Origin of the sequence: Gemmobacter caeruleus (genome assembly GCF_008271655.1) — a bacterium.
GTDB classification, from domain to species: Bacteria; Pseudomonadota; Alphaproteobacteria; order Rhodobacterales; family Rhodobacteraceae; genus Gemmobacter; species Gemmobacter caeruleus.
In genome coordinates this window covers 78,992-93,730 of the sequence record NZ_VKKX01000052.1, presented here as the reverse complement: position 1 = coordinate 93,730, position 14,739 = coordinate 78,992, and the positions used below count along the sequence as shown (strand labels likewise).

Annotated in this window: 14 protein-coding genes and 1 riboswitch; of the genes, 5 read left to right on the top strand and 9 right to left on the bottom strand. The window is 66.5% G+C overall.

The annotated features are described in order from the left end of the window. Positions 1-60: 60 nt before the first annotated feature. Positions 61-1,053: a rhamnose ABC transporter substrate-binding protein gene (gene rhaS, locus FOA17_RS17310; RefSeq protein WP_149142760.1), complete on the bottom strand. Its 993-nt coding sequence runs from the start codon at positions 1,051-1,053 to the stop codon at positions 61-63. A 55-nt stretch (positions 1,054-1,108) separates the two neighbouring features. Then, positions 1,109-1,912 carry a DeoR/GlpR family DNA-binding transcription regulator gene (locus FOA17_RS17305; protein WP_149142759.1) on the bottom strand — a complete coding sequence of 268 codons (804 nt, stop codon included), beginning with the start codon at positions 1,910-1,912 and terminating at the stop codon, positions 1,109-1,111. 185 nt (positions 1,913-2,097) lie between these two features. On the opposite strand from FOA17_RS17305, the gene FOA17_RS17300 reads away from it, so the two are divergent. Both FOA17_RS17300 and rhaI read left to right on the top strand, forming a co-directional pair. Beyond that, complete coding sequence (locus FOA17_RS17300) at positions 2,098-4,200, top strand: bifunctional rhamnulose-1-phosphate aldolase/short-chain dehydrogenase (protein WP_149142758.1); 2,103 nt, start codon at positions 2,098-2,100, stop codon at positions 4,198-4,200. A gap of 5 nt (positions 4,201-4,205) precedes the next feature. After that, on the top strand, positions 4,206-5,480 hold the full coding sequence (gene rhaI, locus FOA17_RS17295) for an L-rhamnose catabolism isomerase (protein ID WP_149142757.1): 1,275 nt from the start codon (positions 4,206-4,208) through the stop codon (positions 5,478-5,480). Positions 5,481-5,524: 44 nt separating this feature from the next. Here rhaI and metZ read toward each other — a convergent pair whose 3' ends face one another. Then, on the bottom strand, positions 5,525-6,709 hold the full coding sequence (metZ, locus tag FOA17_RS17290; RefSeq protein ID WP_149142756.1) for an O-succinylhomoserine sulfhydrylase: 1,185 nt from the start codon (positions 6,707-6,709) through the stop codon (positions 5,525-5,527). Between the two features lie 44 nt (positions 6,710-6,753). Beyond that, positions 6,754-6,830: riboswitch (SAM riboswitch) on the bottom strand. A gap of 39 nt (positions 6,831-6,869) precedes the next feature. Then, positions 6,870-7,256, bottom strand: a complete 387-nt coding sequence (locus tag FOA17_RS17285; RefSeq protein WP_149142755.1) for a nuclear transport factor 2 family protein — start codon at positions 7,254-7,256, stop codon at positions 6,870-6,872. 113 nt (positions 7,257-7,369) lie between these two features. Here FOA17_RS17285 and FOA17_RS17280 point away from each other — a divergent pair, with 113 nt between their 5' ends. Beyond that, the gene (locus tag FOA17_RS17280) at positions 7,370-8,068 is read left to right on the top strand and encodes a glutathione S-transferase N-terminal domain-containing protein (protein WP_149142754.1); all 699 of its coding nucleotides are present in this window, start codon (positions 7,370-7,372) and stop codon (positions 8,066-8,068) included. Between the two features lie 91 nt (positions 8,069-8,159). Here FOA17_RS17280 and FOA17_RS17275 read toward each other — a convergent pair whose 3' ends face one another. From FOA17_RS17275 to FOA17_RS17260, 4 genes are all read right to left on the bottom strand, one after another. Then, positions 8,160-8,762 (bottom strand): inner membrane-spanning protein YciB, encoded by a 603-nt coding sequence (locus tag FOA17_RS17275; RefSeq protein WP_149142753.1) that lies wholly within the window; start codon positions 8,760-8,762, stop codon positions 8,160-8,162. 27 nt (positions 8,763-8,789) lie between these two features. Beyond that, entirely contained in the window at positions 8,790-9,692 is a 903-nt protein-coding gene (locus tag FOA17_RS17270; protein ID WP_149142752.1) for a DMT family transporter, read from the bottom strand. Between the two features lie 88 nt (positions 9,693-9,780). Further along, positions 9,781-10,812 carry a signal recognition particle-docking protein FtsY gene (gene ftsY, locus FOA17_RS17265; protein ID WP_149142751.1) on the bottom strand — a complete coding sequence of 344 codons (1,032 nt, stop codon included), beginning with the start codon at positions 10,810-10,812 and terminating at the stop codon, positions 9,781-9,783. Between the two features lie 31 nt (positions 10,813-10,843). Continuing rightward, a complete protein-coding gene (locus tag FOA17_RS17260) occupies positions 10,844-11,491 on the bottom strand; it encodes a lysoplasmalogenase family protein (RefSeq protein WP_149142750.1) in 648 nt (215 codons plus the stop codon). Positions 11,492-11,605: 114 nt separating this feature from the next. Between FOA17_RS17260 and FOA17_RS17255 the strand changes: the two genes are divergently transcribed. Continuing rightward, the gene (locus tag FOA17_RS17255) at positions 11,606-12,676 is read left to right on the top strand and encodes an alkane 1-monooxygenase (RefSeq protein WP_238991867.1); all 1,071 of its coding nucleotides are present in this window, start codon (positions 11,606-11,608) and stop codon (positions 12,674-12,676) included. Between the two features lie 87 nt (positions 12,677-12,763). Here the strand turns inward: FOA17_RS17255 and mntR are convergent, their stop codons facing one another. After that, positions 12,764-13,261 (bottom strand): manganese-binding transcriptional regulator MntR, encoded by a 498-nt coding sequence (mntR, locus tag FOA17_RS17250; protein ID WP_149142749.1) that lies wholly within the window; start codon positions 13,259-13,261, stop codon positions 12,764-12,766. A gap of 106 nt (positions 13,262-13,367) precedes the next feature. Between mntR and FOA17_RS17245 the strand changes: the two genes are divergently transcribed. After that, positions 13,368-14,696 carry an Nramp family divalent metal transporter gene (locus tag FOA17_RS17245; RefSeq protein ID WP_149142748.1) on the top strand — a complete coding sequence of 443 codons (1,329 nt, stop codon included), beginning with the start codon at positions 13,368-13,370 and terminating at the stop codon, positions 14,694-14,696. Positions 14,697-14,739: the final 43 nt, after the last annotated feature.

Genomic DNA, 14,739 nt, shown 5'->3' with positions numbered 1-14,739 from the left:
GGCGTTTTGCAAAAGGGTCAGGCCGGCCCGGCAGCGGTATGCCGCCGGGCCGCACCCGGATCAGAAGATCGACGAGAACTGGTCGATATTCGAGGCGTCATAGGTGAAGGGGTCGGCCATGGCGCCTTCGGTATTGTCGTCCAGCGTCACGCTGCCCATGCGGCCCATCGGGATCGCGGCGCCCGGCTCGGCCTTGGCGTCGCCCTTCGCCAGGTGATAGGCGATCATCGTGGCCGAATAGCCCAGGTCGATCGGGTTCCAGATCGCAAAGGATTGCGACGCGCCCGATTTCACATGCCCCGCCATTTCCGACGGCAGGCCCAGGCCGGTCACATTGATCTGGCCGATCTTGCCCGCATCCGTCACCGCCTGCGCCGCGGCCACGATGCCGACACTGGTCGGCGCGATGATGGCCTTGAGGTTCGGGTAGGTCTGCATCAGACCCTGCGCCTCGCGGTAGGATTTGTCGGCCAGATCGTCGCCATAGACGGTGCCGACCACGGTGATGCCGGGATAATTGCCCATCACCTTGTTCATTTCCTCGATCCAGGTGTTCTGGTTCGTGGAGGTGGTGGTGGCCGACAGCACCGCGACCTCGCCGCCCTCGGGCAGGTGATCGGCGGCCAGCTTGATGATCGTGTTGCCGATCAGCGCGCTGGAGGACGGGTTCAGGTGCATCAGCCGGCCATCCTTGGCCACGCCCGAATCCCACGAGATCACGGTGATGCCGCGTTCCATCGCCTTTTTCAGCGTGGGCACAAGCGCGTCGGTGTCATTGGCCGACACGGCGATGGCATCGACCTTTTGCGCGATCAGGCTGTTGATCACCTCGATCTGGCCCTCGGCGGTGGTGTCGGTCGGGCCGGTATAGATGATCTCCACATCGCCCAGTTCCTTGGCGGCTTCCTCGGCGCCCTTGTTGGCCGCCTCGAAAAAGCCGATGCCAAGCGCCTTGACCACCAGCGCGACGCGCGTGGTTTCGGCCTGGGCCGCGCCCGCCAGCAGCACGGAGGCGAGCGCCGCCGTGGTCAGTGCCTTTTTCAGAATGCTCATCATGTTCCTCCCTGAGCGTTCACCCCGTTCCTCTGCGGGGAAGTCCGGCCGCGCCTCAGTCAGATCGGGCGCGGGTCTTTTCGGCCTGCGCCTCGGCCACGATCAGCCGCACTTCGGCGGCCTCCAGCATGGCGGCGGCGCGGTCTTCGATGCGGTCATCGGTGATGACCGTATGGATGCGGGCCAGCGGGCACAGAAGCAGGCTGGAGCGCTGGTTGAACTTGGAACTGTCGGCCAGCACCACCAGCTCATCCGCCTGCCCGATCAGTTTCTGTTCGGCCTGCACCAGCAGCGGGTCGCCTTCCATCAACCCCAGCGGGCCAAGGCCGCGACAACCCATGAACATGCGCCGGGCATAGAAATGCCGGCTGCCATCCTCGTCAAAGGGGGACAGGATGATGTTCTGTTCGCGATAGATCGCCCCCGCCGGCAGCAGCACGGTATTGCGCGAATGTTTCAGCAGGTGTTCCGCGATCGGAAAGCTGTTGGTAAAGACCTGAAGCCGCTTGGCCGTCAGCGGATGCACCATCTGAAAGGTGGTGGTGCCGCCATTGATGATGATCGCATCGCCATCGTCGCACAGATCCACCGCCGCCCGGGCAATGGCGCGCTTTTCGGCGGCGTGGATGGTTTCATTCAGCGCAAAGGGCCGGGCATTGATGCCGACAAAGCTGGGCGGCGCGATGGCCTCGGCCCCGCCCCGCACCCGGCGCAGCTTTTTCTGGACATGGAGTTGCGCGATGTCGCGCCGGATCGTCGCCTCTGACGCGCCGGTCAGCTGGCACAGATCGGGCACCGTCACGACGGGCCGTTCCTGCACCGCAGACAGAATGATCCTGTGGCGTTCGCTTTCGTGCATCTCGTCCTCCCTTGCAGCGAGATTTCCATTGGATTCGATCAATGTCAATCATTTTCAATCGCAGAATGTCATTCTGCACCTGCATAATGATTGATCGTGATCGAAATTGATTGACATTCGGTCGCATCCGCGCATGATTTCCGACAAGGAGGCGCGGCATCCGGGCACGCGCAGAGGAGGACAGCATGACGACCAGCCCCGCCGCCAGCCGGCTGCAAAACCTGTGGGATGACGCGAAGGCCGCGTCGATGAGCGAATCGGAAAAGCTGCTCTACCGCTCGAACCTGCTGGGGTCCGACAAGCGCGTGACGAATTACGGCGGCGGCAATACCAGCGCCAAAGTGCAGGAAAAAGACCCGCTCACCGGCGAAATGGCCGAGGTTCTGTGGGTCAAGGGCTCGGGCGGCGATATCGGATCCATGAAGATGGACGGGTTTTCCACGCTCTACATGGACAAGCTGCACGCCCTGAAGGGCCTCTATCGCGGCGTCGCCCATGAAGACGAGATGGTGGGCTATCTGCCGCATTGCACCTTCAACCTGAACCCGCGCGCCGCCTCGATCGACACGCCGCTGCACGCCTATGTGCCGCGCAAACATGTCGATCACGTTCACTCGGATTCGATCATCGCGATTGCGGCTTCGGTCAACTCCAAACAACTGACGGCAGAGATTTTCGGCGACGAGATCGGCTGGCTGCCCTGGAAGAAACCCGGTTACGAACTGGGCCTGTGGCTGGAAAAGCTGGCGACCGAAAACCCGCAGATGCGCGGCGCGGTGCTGGAAAGCCATGGCCTGTTCACCTGGGCCGATGACGCCAAGGATTGCTACCTGACCACGCTGGAAATCATCAACAAGGCCGCCACCTGGCTGGAGGAGAAATCCGCAGGCAAGCCCGCCTTTGGCGGACCGGCCCGCCCCACCCTGCCCGCGGCCGAACGCCGTGCGGTGGCGGCGCGTCTGATGCCGGTGATTCGCGGCCTGATCTCGCAAGAGCGGCACAAGGTCGGTCATTTCGATGACAGCCCGGCCGTGCTGGAATTCCTCGGCTCGGCCATGCTGGGCACGCTGGCGCCGATGGGCACCTCTTGCCCCGACCATTTCCTGCGCACCAAGATCCGCCCCCTGTTGGTGGATTTCGACCCGGCCGCGCCGGATCTGGACGCGACCATCGCCGGGCTGGCCAAGGCCGCCGACGATTACCGCGCCGATTACGCCGCCTATTACGACCGCTGCAAACACCCCGACAGCCCCGCGCTGCGTGACCCGAACGCGGTGGTCTGGCTGGTGCCGGGGGTCGGCATGATCACCTTCGCGCTCGACAAGCCCACGGCGCGGATCTCGGGCGAATTCTATGTCAATGCGATCAACGTGATGCGCGGCGCCAGCGCGGTATCCACCTATCAGGGCCTGCCGGAGCAAGAGGCCTTTGACATCGAATACTGGCTGCTGGAGGAAGCCAAGCTGCAACGCATGCCCAAGCCCAAGGCCCTGGCCGGGCGGGTGGCGCTGGTGACCGGGGGCGCGGGCGGCATCGGCTCGGCCACGGCGGAGCGGTTCCTGAAGGAAGGCGCCTGCGTGGTGCTGGCCGATATCGACGGCCCGGCCGCGGCGGATGTGGCGGCCGGCATGGCCCGCGTCTTTGGCGCCGACATGGTGCGCAGCGTGGCGATGAACGTGACCGATGAAGGCCAGGTGATCGCCGCCTATGCCGAGACGGCGCTGGCTTTCGGGGGCGTGGATATCCTTGTCTCCAATGCCGGCATCGCCTCCTCTGCCCCGGTGGAGGAAACCAGCCTCGCGCTGTGGAACAAGAACATGGACATCCTGTCCACCGGCTATTTCCTCGTCTCGCGCGAGGCGTTCAAATGCCTGCGCGCGCAAGGGATCGGCGGGTCGGTGATCTTTGTCGCCTCCAAGAACGGGCTGGCGGCCAGCCCCAATGCCAGCGCCTATTGCACCGCCAAGGCGGCCGAAATCCATCTGGCGCGCTGCCTTGCGCTGGAAGGGGCCGAAGCGGGCATTCGGGTGAATGTGGTGAACCCCGACGCGGTGCTGCGCGGCAGCAAGATCTGGTCGGGCGAATGGCTGGACCAGCGCGCCTCGACCTATGGCAAGGACAAGGAGGGGCTGGAGGAAATGTATCGCCAGCGCTCCATGCTCAAGCGGTCGGTCCTGCCCGAGGATATCGCGGAAGGCGCCTATTTCTTTGCCTCCGACCTTTCGGCCAAATCGACGGGGAACATCCTCAATGTCGATGCGGGTAATGTCCAAGCCTTCACGCGGTGACAGGAATGATCGACAAGCATCTGATCGAACAGGAAAATGCCGCGCAGGAAGCCGCGCTGCGGGCCGATTATGACGCGCTTGGCGCCCGGCTGGCCCGGCGCGGGGTGGCGATCGAGGATCTGACCGCCCGCGCCATGGGCTTTGGCGTCGCGGTGCCCAGCTGGGGCACCGGCACCGGCGGCACGCGCTTTGCCCGCTTTCCCGGCGCGGGCGAGCCGCGCCATATCTTCGACAAGCTCGACGATTGCGGGGTGATCCAGGCGCTGACCCGCGCGACGCCCAAGGTCAGCCTGCATATCCCCTGGGACAAGGCCCCGGCGGGCGATCTGCTGGCCAAGGCCGAGGAGCACGGGCTTGGCTTTGACGCCATGAATTCCAACACCTTTCAGGACCAGCCCGATCAGGCGCGCAGCTACAAATTCGGCTCGCTCAGCCATACCGACGCGGCCGCGCGGGCGCAGGCGGTGGAACACAACCTGGACTGTATCGAGATCGGCCGCGCCCTCGGTTCGACCGCGCTGACGGTCTGGATCGGCGACGGATCGAACTTTCCCGGCCAGACCAGCCTTTCCGCGCAGTTCGAGCGTTATCTCGACAGCATGAAGGCGATCTATGCCGGGCTGCCGGCCGATTGGCGGCTGTTCAGCGAACACAAGATGTATGAGCCGGCCTTCTATTCCACCGTGGTGCAGGATTGGGGCACCAGCCTGATGACGGCGCAGGAACTGGGCCCGCAGGCGATGTGTCTGGTCGATCTGGGCCATCACGCGCCGAATGTGAATATCGAGATGATCGTGGCGCGGCTGGTGCGGGCGGGCAAGCTGGGCGGCTTTCACTTCAACGACAGCAAATATGGCGATGACGATCTGGACAGCGGCACGATCGACCCGTTCCGCCTGTTCCTGGTCTGGAACGAGTTGGTGGAGCTGGAAGATACGCCCGGCCTGAACCTGTCGCACATGATCGACCAGAGCCATAACGTGACCGACCCGATCGAAAGCCTGATGGTTTCGGCGATGGAAATCCAGCGCGCCTATGTGCAGGCCAGTCTGGTGGACCGGGCGGCGCTTGCCGGCTATCGCGATGACAATGACGCGCTGATGGCGGCCGCCACGCTGCGCGCCGGGTTCCGCACCGATGTGGAGCCGATCCTCGCCATGGCGCGGCTGCGCGCGGGCGGGGCCATCGACCCCGTGTCCGCCTTCCGCGCCAGCGGCTACCGCGCGCGGGTGGCGCAGGTGCGTCCGCCTGTCAGCGGCGCCGGCGGCGGCATCGTGTGAAACGCGCGGCCCCCGGGAGGATTGCCCCGGGGGCCGCGCCCGTCTCAGGCCAGATCCAGACCGCGCCGCAGATCGGCGATCAGGTCATCGGCATCCTCCAGCCCGACCGACAGCCGGATCAGCCCCGGCGTGATGCCAAGCGCGGCCTTCTGCGCCTCGGGAAGGCGTTGATGCGTGGTGGTGGCGGGATGGGTGGCAATGGATTTCGCGTCGCCCAGATTGTTGGAAATCTTGATGATTTCCAGCGCGTTGATCGCGCGGAACGCAGCTTCCTTGCCGCCCTTCACCTCGAAGGCGATCATCGTCCCGCCCGAGCCCATCTGCGCCATGGCCAGATCGTGCTGCGGGTGGCTGGTCAGACCCGGATAGATCACGCGACCCAGCCGGGCGTCGCCCTCCAATGCCTGCGCCACCTTCAGCGCGCTGTCGGCCATGGCGCGGCAGCGCAGGTCCAGCGTCGCCATGCCGTTCAGCATGATCCAGCTCGTGAAGGGGCTCATGGAGCCGCCGGTATGTTTCATATAGGGCTCGACCGTCTTGCGGATGAATTCGGTCGTGCCGCAGATCACCCCGCCAAGCGCGCGGCCCTGCCCGTCGATATGCTTGGTGGTGGAATAGACGATGACATCGGCGCCCAGATCGACGGCGCGGCTGAAGATCGGGGTGGAAAACACGTTGTCCACCACCACCAGCGCGCCGGCGGCATGGGCGATTTCCGACACCGATTTGATATCGACCAGTTCCAGCGTCGGGTTCGACATGCTTTCAAAGAACACGGCCTTGGTGACGCCGGGGCGCATCGCGGCGCGCCACTGGTCCAGATCGGCGCCCTCGACAAAGGTCACCTGCACGCCATAGCGCGTCAGGATCTCTTCCAGGATATAGAGGCAGGATCCGAACAGCGCGCGCGCCGAAACCACATGATCGCCCGCCCGCAGCATCGAGGTCAGCGCGCCATTGACCGCAGCCATCCCCGAGGCGGTGGCAAAGGCGTCTTCCGTGCCTTCCAGCGCGGCGATGCGTTCCTCGAACATCCGCGTGGTCGGGTTGCCGTAGCGGGCATAGATGAACTCGTCGCCCTCGGTCTTGAGAAACCGCGCCTCGGCGGATTCGGCGGTCGGGTAGACAAAGCCCTGCGTGAGAAAGATCGCCTCGGCCATCTCGCCATACTGGCTGCGGCGGCTGCCTTCATGCACCAGCGTGGTGCGGGTTTTCCAGTCCTTGCTCATCTCTGCCTCCGGCAAAACAAAACCCCGAAGACCGAAGGCTTCGGGGTGCGTCACCCTTCACCTTTTAGCGGTTTGTTTAACGTGGCCCGCAATCCGGTCACAAAGCGCCACGCCCCGCGCATACGCCCGGATGGGCGAAACGTCAACCGGGGCACGGCGGTCAGACCGGGGCGAAGGGCGCGTCGCAGGGCGTATCCTGCGAGAACAGGTTGACCCAGCCCGCCCCCTCGCGCCGCCAGACCGAGCTGACCCACATGCGTTCCGCCGGGCCGCCCCGGGGGCGGGTATAGCTGGCATGATAGGCCAGCAACGCCACCCCCTCGGCCAGGGGCAAGGCGCGGGCGGCGCTGATCTCGTAGCTTTGCACCGTCGGCCCGCCGGCCAGTTGCCCGGCATGATCGTCGCGCCCGGCAAAACCGTCGGGATAGAGCCCGACAAAGCCCGGTGCCAGCAGCGCCGCATCCGCCGCCGCATCGCCCGCGACCAGCGCCTGCCAGACCCCGTGTTCTTGCGCAAGCAGCGCATCCAGCAATTCCTGCCCCGTCATTGCCCAGTCCTTTCCTGTCGCGCCGTCTTGATCACGAAGCGGCGACCGCCGCCACCCTGCGGCTTGCATCCCCCGCCCCTTGCGCCATCATGCCCGGCAAAAGGAGACCGCGCATGACCCGCCCCATCGAGCTTTACTACTGGCCCACCCCCAATGGCCACAAGATCACCATCGCGCTGGAGGAGATGGGCCTGCCCTATAGCCTCCATCTGGTGAATATCGGCAAGGGCGACCAGTTCCAGCCCGATTTCCTCAAGATCGCACCGAACAACCGGATGCCCGCCATTGTCGATCCCGAAGGGCCGGACGGCGCGCCGATCGCGATCTTTGAAAGCGGGGCGATCCTGCAATATCTGGCGCGCAAGACCGGCCAGCTTTACGGCGCGACCGAACGCGACCGGGTGGCGACTGATCAATGGCTGATGTGGCAGATGGGCGGCGTCGGCCCCATGGCCGGTCAGGCGCATCACTTTCTGAAATATGCCCCGCAGATGGACCCGCCGCAGGTGCTGCCCTATGCGCAGGAACGCTACCGCAAGGAGGTGGGCCGCCTTTACGGCGTGCTGGATCGCCAGCTTGCCGGGCGCGACTTCGTGACCGGCGACGCGCTGACCATCGCCGATATCGCGATCTGGCCCTGGGCCATGGGCTGGGAGGGGCAGCAACAGACCCTGGACGACAAGCCGAACCTCGCCCGCTGGCTCAAGGCGCTTGGCGAGCGCCCGGCGTTTCAGCGCGGCCGCGCCGTCGCAGCCGAGGCACGGCAACCCACGATGGACAAGCAGGCGATGGAGACGCTGTTCAAACGCTGACGCCCCGCACCGCCTGAGGTCCGCGCGCGGCGCGCGGGGGCCGAGGCAAAGGGAATGCGCGCCCGCAAGGGCGCGCGCCGCATCCCGGGTGTCAGTCGCGGGCGGGCGGTTCGGCGTATTTCTCCAACAGCTTGCCCTGCGTCATGAAAAAGGCAAACAGCGCCAGCGTCAGCCCGAAGGTCTTGAAATTCACCCAGGCCTCGGTGGACATCAGCCGCCAGACCAGTTCATTCGCGACCGCCAGCCCGGCGAAGAACAGCGCCAGCCGCCGGGTCAGGATCATCCAGCCCTCCTCGCGCAGCGGCAGCGCCTCGTCCAGCACGGCCGAAAGATAGCTTTTGCCGCGCCACAGGCCAAAGCCCAGCACGCCCGCAAAGGCCGCATAAAGCAGCGTGGGCTTCATCTTGATGAACCGCTCGTCATTGAGCCAGACCGACAGCCCCCCCATCACCACGACCAAGACCAGCGTCAGCATCTGCATCCGCGACAGATGCCCGGTCAGCGCCCAGAGAATGCCGCTGGTCACGACGATCAGCGCGATGAAGGCCGCCGTAGTGACGATGAACCCGTCATAGCTGCTGCCGCCAAAGGTGAATTGCTGGTCCTTCAGCCGCCCGAACATCACGAAGAACAGGAGCACCGGCCCCAGTTCCAGCACCAGCTTCACGATCGGGTTGATCTTCCTGCGGGCCATGCGCCCCTCCGTTCCTGCGGGCGCCCGTCAGGGGCTGCCCCATTCCACCAGCACCGCGCCGCCCGCGATCACCGCCATCAGCGCGACCTGCATCCGCCCCGACCGCTCGCCCAGCACCAGCCAGCCGATCAGCGCGGCAAACACGGTCGAGGTCTCGCGCAGCACCGCCGCCTCGCCCACCTTGTCAAGCCGCGTGGCCAGCATGATGCCGCCGAAACTGGCAAAGGCCACCAGCGCCCCCAGCACCCCGCGCCGCAACAGCGGCAGGATGCCTGCAACACCCATAGCCCGCCAGCGGCGAAAGGTCAGCGCCGGCATCAAAAGACTGTCAACGGTAAAGAACCAGGCCAGAAAGGTGAAGGGATCGGCGGCCTGCCGAATGCCCCAGGCGTCATAGGTCGTATAGGCCGCGACCATCAGCCCGGTCAGCGCGGCAAAGCCGAGCGCGGGCAGCATCGTCTCGCGCCCCGCCTGCACGCGGGTCAGGTTCCAGGCGGCGAGCGCGAGGATCCCGCCCGAGAGGCAGGCCACGCCCAGCCATTGCAGCGGCGCGAAATGCTCGCCAAAGACCAGCCCCGCCAGCGCAACCGTCACCAGCGGCCCGGTGCCGCGCACCACCGGATAGACCACGGTATAGGCCCCCCGGTCATAGGCCGCCGCCTGCAACAGCTTGTAGACGGCATGAATGACAAAGACCCCGGCAAGGATCGGCCAGAGCCGCGCCTCGGGCCAGGGCAGCACGAAGAACGCAAAGGGCGCAGCGATCAGCCCATAGCTCGCGTCAATGGCGGCCCGGCTGAGCCAGGGGTCGTGCCGGCCCTTTTGCAACGCGCCGAACAGCGCATGCAGCAGCGCCGCCGCAATGGCCAGCATCAGGGCAAGGTCATGCCCCGCCGGCGTGCCCTCCTGCGCCAGAAGCCATTCCGTCATCGCGGGGCGTCAAGGTCAGACGGGGGGCTGTCTGCCCCCCGCACCCCCCGAGGATATTTGTGAACAGATGAAGACATGCCGGCCGGGATCAGTCGGCCAGGCCCACGAGCGCGCGGGCGAAATCCTCGGGGTCGAAGGGGGCGAGGTCGTCGATCTGTTCGCCCACGCCGATGGCATGGATCGGCAGGCCGAAACGGTCGGCCAGGCTGACCAGCACGCCGCCCTTGGCGGTGCCGTCCAGCTTGGTCATCACGAGGCCCGAGACATCGGCGATCTTGCGGAAGATATCGACCTGGGCGACCGCGTTCTGGCCAGTCGTGGCATCCAGCACCAGCAGGGTGTTGTGCGGGGCGGTTTCGTCCTTCTTGCGGATGACGCGGACGATCTTGGCCAGTTCCTCCATCAGGTCGGCGCGGTTCTGCAACCGGCCCGCCGTGTCGATCAGCAGCAGATCGGCCCCGGTTTCCTGCGCCCGCGTCATGGCGTCGAAGGCAAGGCTTGCCGGGTCGGATCCTTCGGGCGCGGTCAGCACCGGCACGCCGGCACGAGTGCCCCAGATCTGGAGCTGTTCGACGGCGGCGGCGCGGAACGTGTCGCCCGCCGCGATCACCACCGATTTGCCGGCGGCCTTGAATTGCGAGGCGAGCTTGCCGATCGTCGTGGTCTTGCCCGAGCCGTTGACCCCCACCACCAGCACGACCTGCGGCCGTTTGGGATAGATCGGCAGCGGCCGCGCCACCGGGGTCATGATGCGGGCGACCTCTTCCGCCAGCGCGCGTTTCAGTTCGGTCGCCCCGATGCGGCGGCCCATGCGCCCTTCGGCGATATTGGCGGCGACGCGCATCGCGGTATCGACGCCCAGATCGGCCTCGATCAGCAATTCCTCCAGGCTTTCCAGCATCGCGTCATCCATGACGCGGCGCGGCTCATCGGCCTCGCGGCCGAAAAGACGACCGACAAGGCCGGGGGTCGCGGGCTCTCGCGCCGGTTCCGGCCGCGGGGCGGTGTCGGGACCGGCATCGGCGGCGGCCTCGCCCTCCTCCACCAGCGCGTCGAGCGAGCCTGCGATCTTGTCGGAGGACCGGAACATCCGGTCTTTCAGCTTCTTGAAAAAGGACATGCGGCCACCCGGCGAGAGACGTTCCTTCCACCTAAGCCTTTCGCGCGCCGGATGGAAGGGCCAGGGGCGGCTTTGCCGGCAGGAAGGCCGCGAGGATCAGCGCCTGCCCCAGCCAGTAGCAGGGCCAGAGCGCCTGCGACAGCCACAGCGCCGTCTGCCCATCCGCGCGAAACAGTGCAAGCGCCAGCAGAAGGTCCGACAGCACGAAGAACAGCGCGCCCGCCCGCAACAGCGGTTCGGGCCGGGTCAGCGCCATGGCCGCCATCAGGCAGATCACCAGCACATAGGCCCGCACCGGCCACAGCAGCGCCCCGGTATGCGGTGCGAGCCAGACCTCGGTCGAAAGCGCCAGCAGGACCAGCGGCAGCGCCACGGCAAGCGGCGGGCGACGCAGGCCGAACCCCGCCGCATAGGCCAGATGCCCGGCGGCAAAGGCCGCCATCCCGGCAAGGAACGCCCCCTCGCCCGGGCGCGCCAGCAGGAAATCGCCCGAGCCCCCCAGCGCCAGCCCCGCGATGATCGCCCGCGGCGCCCCCGCCCACAGCCCCGCCAGCGCCAGCAAGGCCACGGGCAGCGTCTTGACCAGCGCCCCGCTCAGCGGGATCTGCGCATTGCCGACATAGAGCGCATCATAGGCCACCGCGAACAGCGCCGAAAGCGCTACAAATCCCTTGATCATGCGATCCTCCCCGTCTGGGGCAGCTTGCCGGGCAAAGGGCACTGCGTCACCCCGGACGTTGCGTCGCGTGGTCAAAGCGCGGTAACTGGGGGCGTCCCCGATGTGAGCCTGCCCATGCCCCGTGCCGTTCGCCGCGCCTTTCGCCGTGCCCTGCCCCTGCCGCCCATGGCGTTGTTTGCCGGGGCGGCGCTGCTGCCGGCGGCCTTGCTGGGGGCTGGCATCTGGCTGGGCGGGGGCTGGGTGCTGGCGGGGCTGGCCTATATGGCGGTGCTGACGGCACTGCTCGATCACCTGATCCGCCTGACCGCGCCCGATGCGCCCGAAGGCGCCGAATTCCCCGCCGCCGATGTGCTGCTGGTGGTGATCGGGCTGGTTCATCTGCTGACCTTTCCGCTGGCGGTGCGGGCGATCGCGGCACCGGGCGATCTGCCGCTTGCCGCGCGGGTTGCGCTGTTTCTGGGCTTTGGCCAGTTCTTCGGCCAGATCTCCAACCCCGCCGCACATGAGCTGATCCATCGCGGGCGGCGCGGGCTCTATCGGCTGGGGGTGGCGGTCTATGCGACGATGCTGAACGCCCATCACGCCAGCGCGCACCGGCTGGTGCATCACCGCCATGTGGCGACCCCGCTCGATCCGAACTCCGCCCGCACGGGCGAAAGCTTCTACCGTTTCCTGCCGCGCGCCTATGGCGGGTCGTTCCGCGCCGGACTGGCGGCGGAAAGCGCGCGGCGGCAGGGCAGGCCCGGCGGGTTGCATCCCTATATCGCCTATCTGCTGGCGCAGACGGGTGCGCTGGCGCTTGGCTTCATGCTGGCGGGCTGGGCGGGTATGGCAGTCTGGGCGGGCCTTGCGGCCTATGCCACGGCGCAGCTCATGCTGTCGGATTACGTCCAGCATTACGGCCTGACCCGCCGCCGCCTGCCCGATGGCCGGTACGAGCCGGTGGGCGACCGCCATAGCTGGAACGCGCCGCACTGGTTTTCCTCCGGCATGATGTTGAACGCTCCGCGCCACTCCGATCACCACGCCCACCCGTCGCGCCCCTATCCGGCGCTGCGCCTGCCCGAACCCAACCAGGCGCCCTGGCTGCCCTGGTCGCTGCCCGTCGCCTCGGCCGTGGCGCTGATCCCGCCGCTCTGGCACCGGCGGATGGCGCATCGGCTGGCGCGCTGGCAGACCGACTAACCCCTTTCATCTGTTCACAAATATCCTGCGGGGAGGTCCGGAGGGGTGCAAAACCCCTCCGGGGCAGACGACCCGCGCCGGCGCCGGTCAGTCGCGCCCGGCAAATTCGGCAAACAGCGCCAGCGTGCGCGCCGAGACGTGATGCTCGATCCCCTCGGCATCCTGTTCCGCAGTCTCCTGATCCAGCCCCAGCCGCAGCAGAAAGCGCACGACGATCTCGTGCCGGCGGCGGCATTCCTCGGCGATCTGGCGCCCCTCCTCGGTCAGAAAGACCGAGCGATAGCGCGCCCGCGTGATCAGCCCGTCCCGCGCCAGCCGGTCCAGCGTCTTGGCCACGGTCGGCGCCCGCACCCCCAGCCGCGTGGCGATATCGACGGGCCGGGCCTCGCCCATCAGCTCGATCAGCTCCGCGATCAGTTCCAGATAATCCTCGGCCACCTCGCTGCGGCGGGCCTGGCGCACGGCCTGAAACGCCTCGGCCTGCATCTCCGGCGCCCGCATCTCATGCGCGCGCGCCTCCTCCCCCGCCCCGCCAGCGGTATCGGCGGCGGGCAGATCGGCCTGAACGGGGGATTGGTCGGTCATCACGCACTCCTCATTGCGCCGATCTTGACACGATAGCCGAAGCAATGCAAATTAGCCAAAGCTAAGTTTTACCGCCACGCCTATCTCATTGCTTGCAGGAGCCTCCATGTCACCGAATGCCTGGCGCAGCACCAGCGAGACGCCCTCCCTGTCGGAGGTGTTCCGCTCCATCGCCGTGCCGATCGGGGCCTCGCCTTTCCGGCGCTTTCTGGCCTTTATCGGGCCGGGCTATCTGGTCGCCGTAGGCTATATGGATCCCGGCAACTGGGCCACTTCGCTGGCCGGGGGGGCGAAGTTCGGCTATGCGCTGCTGTTCGTGGCTCTGCTGTCAAACATCATGGCGATCCTGCTGCAATCGCTTTGCGCACGGCTGGCCATCGCCTCGGGGCGCGATCTGGCGCAGGCCTGCCGGGATGCCTATCCGAAATGGGTGTCCGTCCCGCTCTGGGTCTTTGCCGAGGCCGCGATCATCGCGACCGACCTGGCCGAGGTGATCGGCACCGCCATCGGCCTGAACCTGCTGTTCGGCATCCCGCTGGAGATCGGCGTCTTCATCACCGCAGCGGATGTCTTCCTCATCCTTTTGTTGCAGAACAAGGGCTTTCGCTGGGTCGAGGCCTTTGTCATCGCGCTTCTGGCGCTGATTGCCGGGTGTTTCATCGTACAGATCGCCATGGCCGACCCGGATTGGGCCGCGGTCATCGCGGGCTTTGCCCCCACGACCGAAATCGTGACCAACCCCGAAATGCTCTACCTTGCGCTTGGCATCATCGGGGCGACCGTCATGCCGCATAACCTCTATCTGCATTCGGGCATCGTGCAGACCCGGGCCTATGGCGCCGATCCGGCGGGGCGGCGGCAGGCGCTGCGGCTGGCCACCTGGGACAGCACCATTGCCCTGATGCTGGCGCTTGGCATCAATGCCGCGATCCTGATCCTGGCGGCGGCCACCTTCCACACCACCGGCAATACCGAGATCGTGGAGATCGACAAGGCCCATGCCCTGCTGTCGCCGCTGCTCGGCGGGTCGCTTGCCCCCACGCTGTTCGGCATCTCGCTGCTGGCCTGCGGGCTGAATGCGACGCTGACCGCGACCATGGCCGGGCAGATCGTGATGGAGGGGTTCATCCGCTTTCGCATCAGCCCGGTGATGCGCCGGCTGATCACCCGGGTGCTGGCCATCGCCCCGGCCATCGCGGTGATCCTGATCTATGGCAGCGCCGAAAGCGGCAAGCTGCTGATCCTCAGCCAGGTGGTGCTGTCCTTCCAGTTGCCCTTCGCCATCGTGCCGCTGGTCATGTTCACCGCCAGCCGCGACAAGATGGGCGATCTGGTGGCGCCGCGCTGGCTGACGGCGCTGTGCAGCCTGATCGCGGCGACCATCATCGTGCTGAACCTCAACCTGCTTTATTCGGTCTTCACGGGCGGGTTCTGATGCAAGAACCCCCCGGCCTTCCGGCCGGGGGGCTGCCGCCTTG

What these genes read in the sequence shown, in the direction of transcription:
- mntR (WP_149142749.1), bottom strand. Translation starts at nt 13,261, where the DNA reads ATGACCGACCAATCCCCCGTTCAGGCCGATCTGCCCGCCGCCGATACC.
- FOA17_RS17275 (WP_149142753.1), bottom strand. Translation starts at nt 8,762, where the DNA reads ATGGCCCGCAGGAAGATCAACCCGATCGTGAAGCTGGTGCTGGAACTG.
- ftsY (WP_149142751.1), bottom strand. Translation starts at nt 10,812, where the DNA reads ATGTCCTTTTTCAAGAAGCTGAAAGACCGGATGTTCCGGTCCTCCGAC.
- FOA17_RS17255 (WP_238991867.1), top strand. Translation starts at nt 11,606, where the DNA reads ATGCCCCGTGCCGTTCGCCGCGCCTTTCGCCGTGCCCTGCCCCTGCCG.
- FOA17_RS17305 (WP_149142759.1), bottom strand. Translation starts at nt 1,912, where the DNA reads ATGCACGAAAGCGAACGCCACAGGATCATTCTGTCTGCGGTGCAGGAA.
- FOA17_RS17245 (WP_149142748.1), top strand. Translation starts at nt 13,368, where the DNA reads ATGTCACCGAATGCCTGGCGCAGCACCAGCGAGACGCCCTCCCTGTCG.
- FOA17_RS17260 (WP_149142750.1), bottom strand. Translation starts at nt 11,491, where the DNA reads ATGATCAAGGGATTTGTAGCGCTTTCGGCGCTGTTCGCGGTGGCCTAT.
- FOA17_RS17270 (WP_149142752.1), bottom strand. Translation starts at nt 9,692, where the DNA reads ATGACGGAATGGCTTCTGGCGCAGGAGGGCACGCCGGCGGGGCATGAC.
- rhaI (WP_149142757.1), top strand. Translation starts at nt 4,206, where the DNA reads ATGATCGACAAGCATCTGATCGAACAGGAAAATGCCGCGCAGGAAGCC.
- FOA17_RS17285 (WP_149142755.1), bottom strand. Translation starts at nt 7,256, where the DNA reads ATGACGGGGCAGGAATTGCTGGATGCGCTGCTTGCGCAAGAACACGGG.
- FOA17_RS17280 (WP_149142754.1), top strand. Translation starts at nt 7,370, where the DNA reads ATGACCCGCCCCATCGAGCTTTACTACTGGCCCACCCCCAATGGCCAC.
- rhaS (WP_149142760.1), bottom strand. Translation starts at nt 1,053, where the DNA reads ATGAGCATTCTGAAAAAGGCACTGACCACGGCGGCGCTCGCCTCCGTG.
- FOA17_RS17300 (WP_149142758.1), top strand. Translation starts at nt 2,098, where the DNA reads ATGACGACCAGCCCCGCCGCCAGCCGGCTGCAAAACCTGTGGGATGAC.
- metZ (WP_149142756.1), bottom strand. Translation starts at nt 6,709, where the DNA reads ATGAGCAAGGACTGGAAAACCCGCACCACGCTGGTGCATGAAGGCAGC.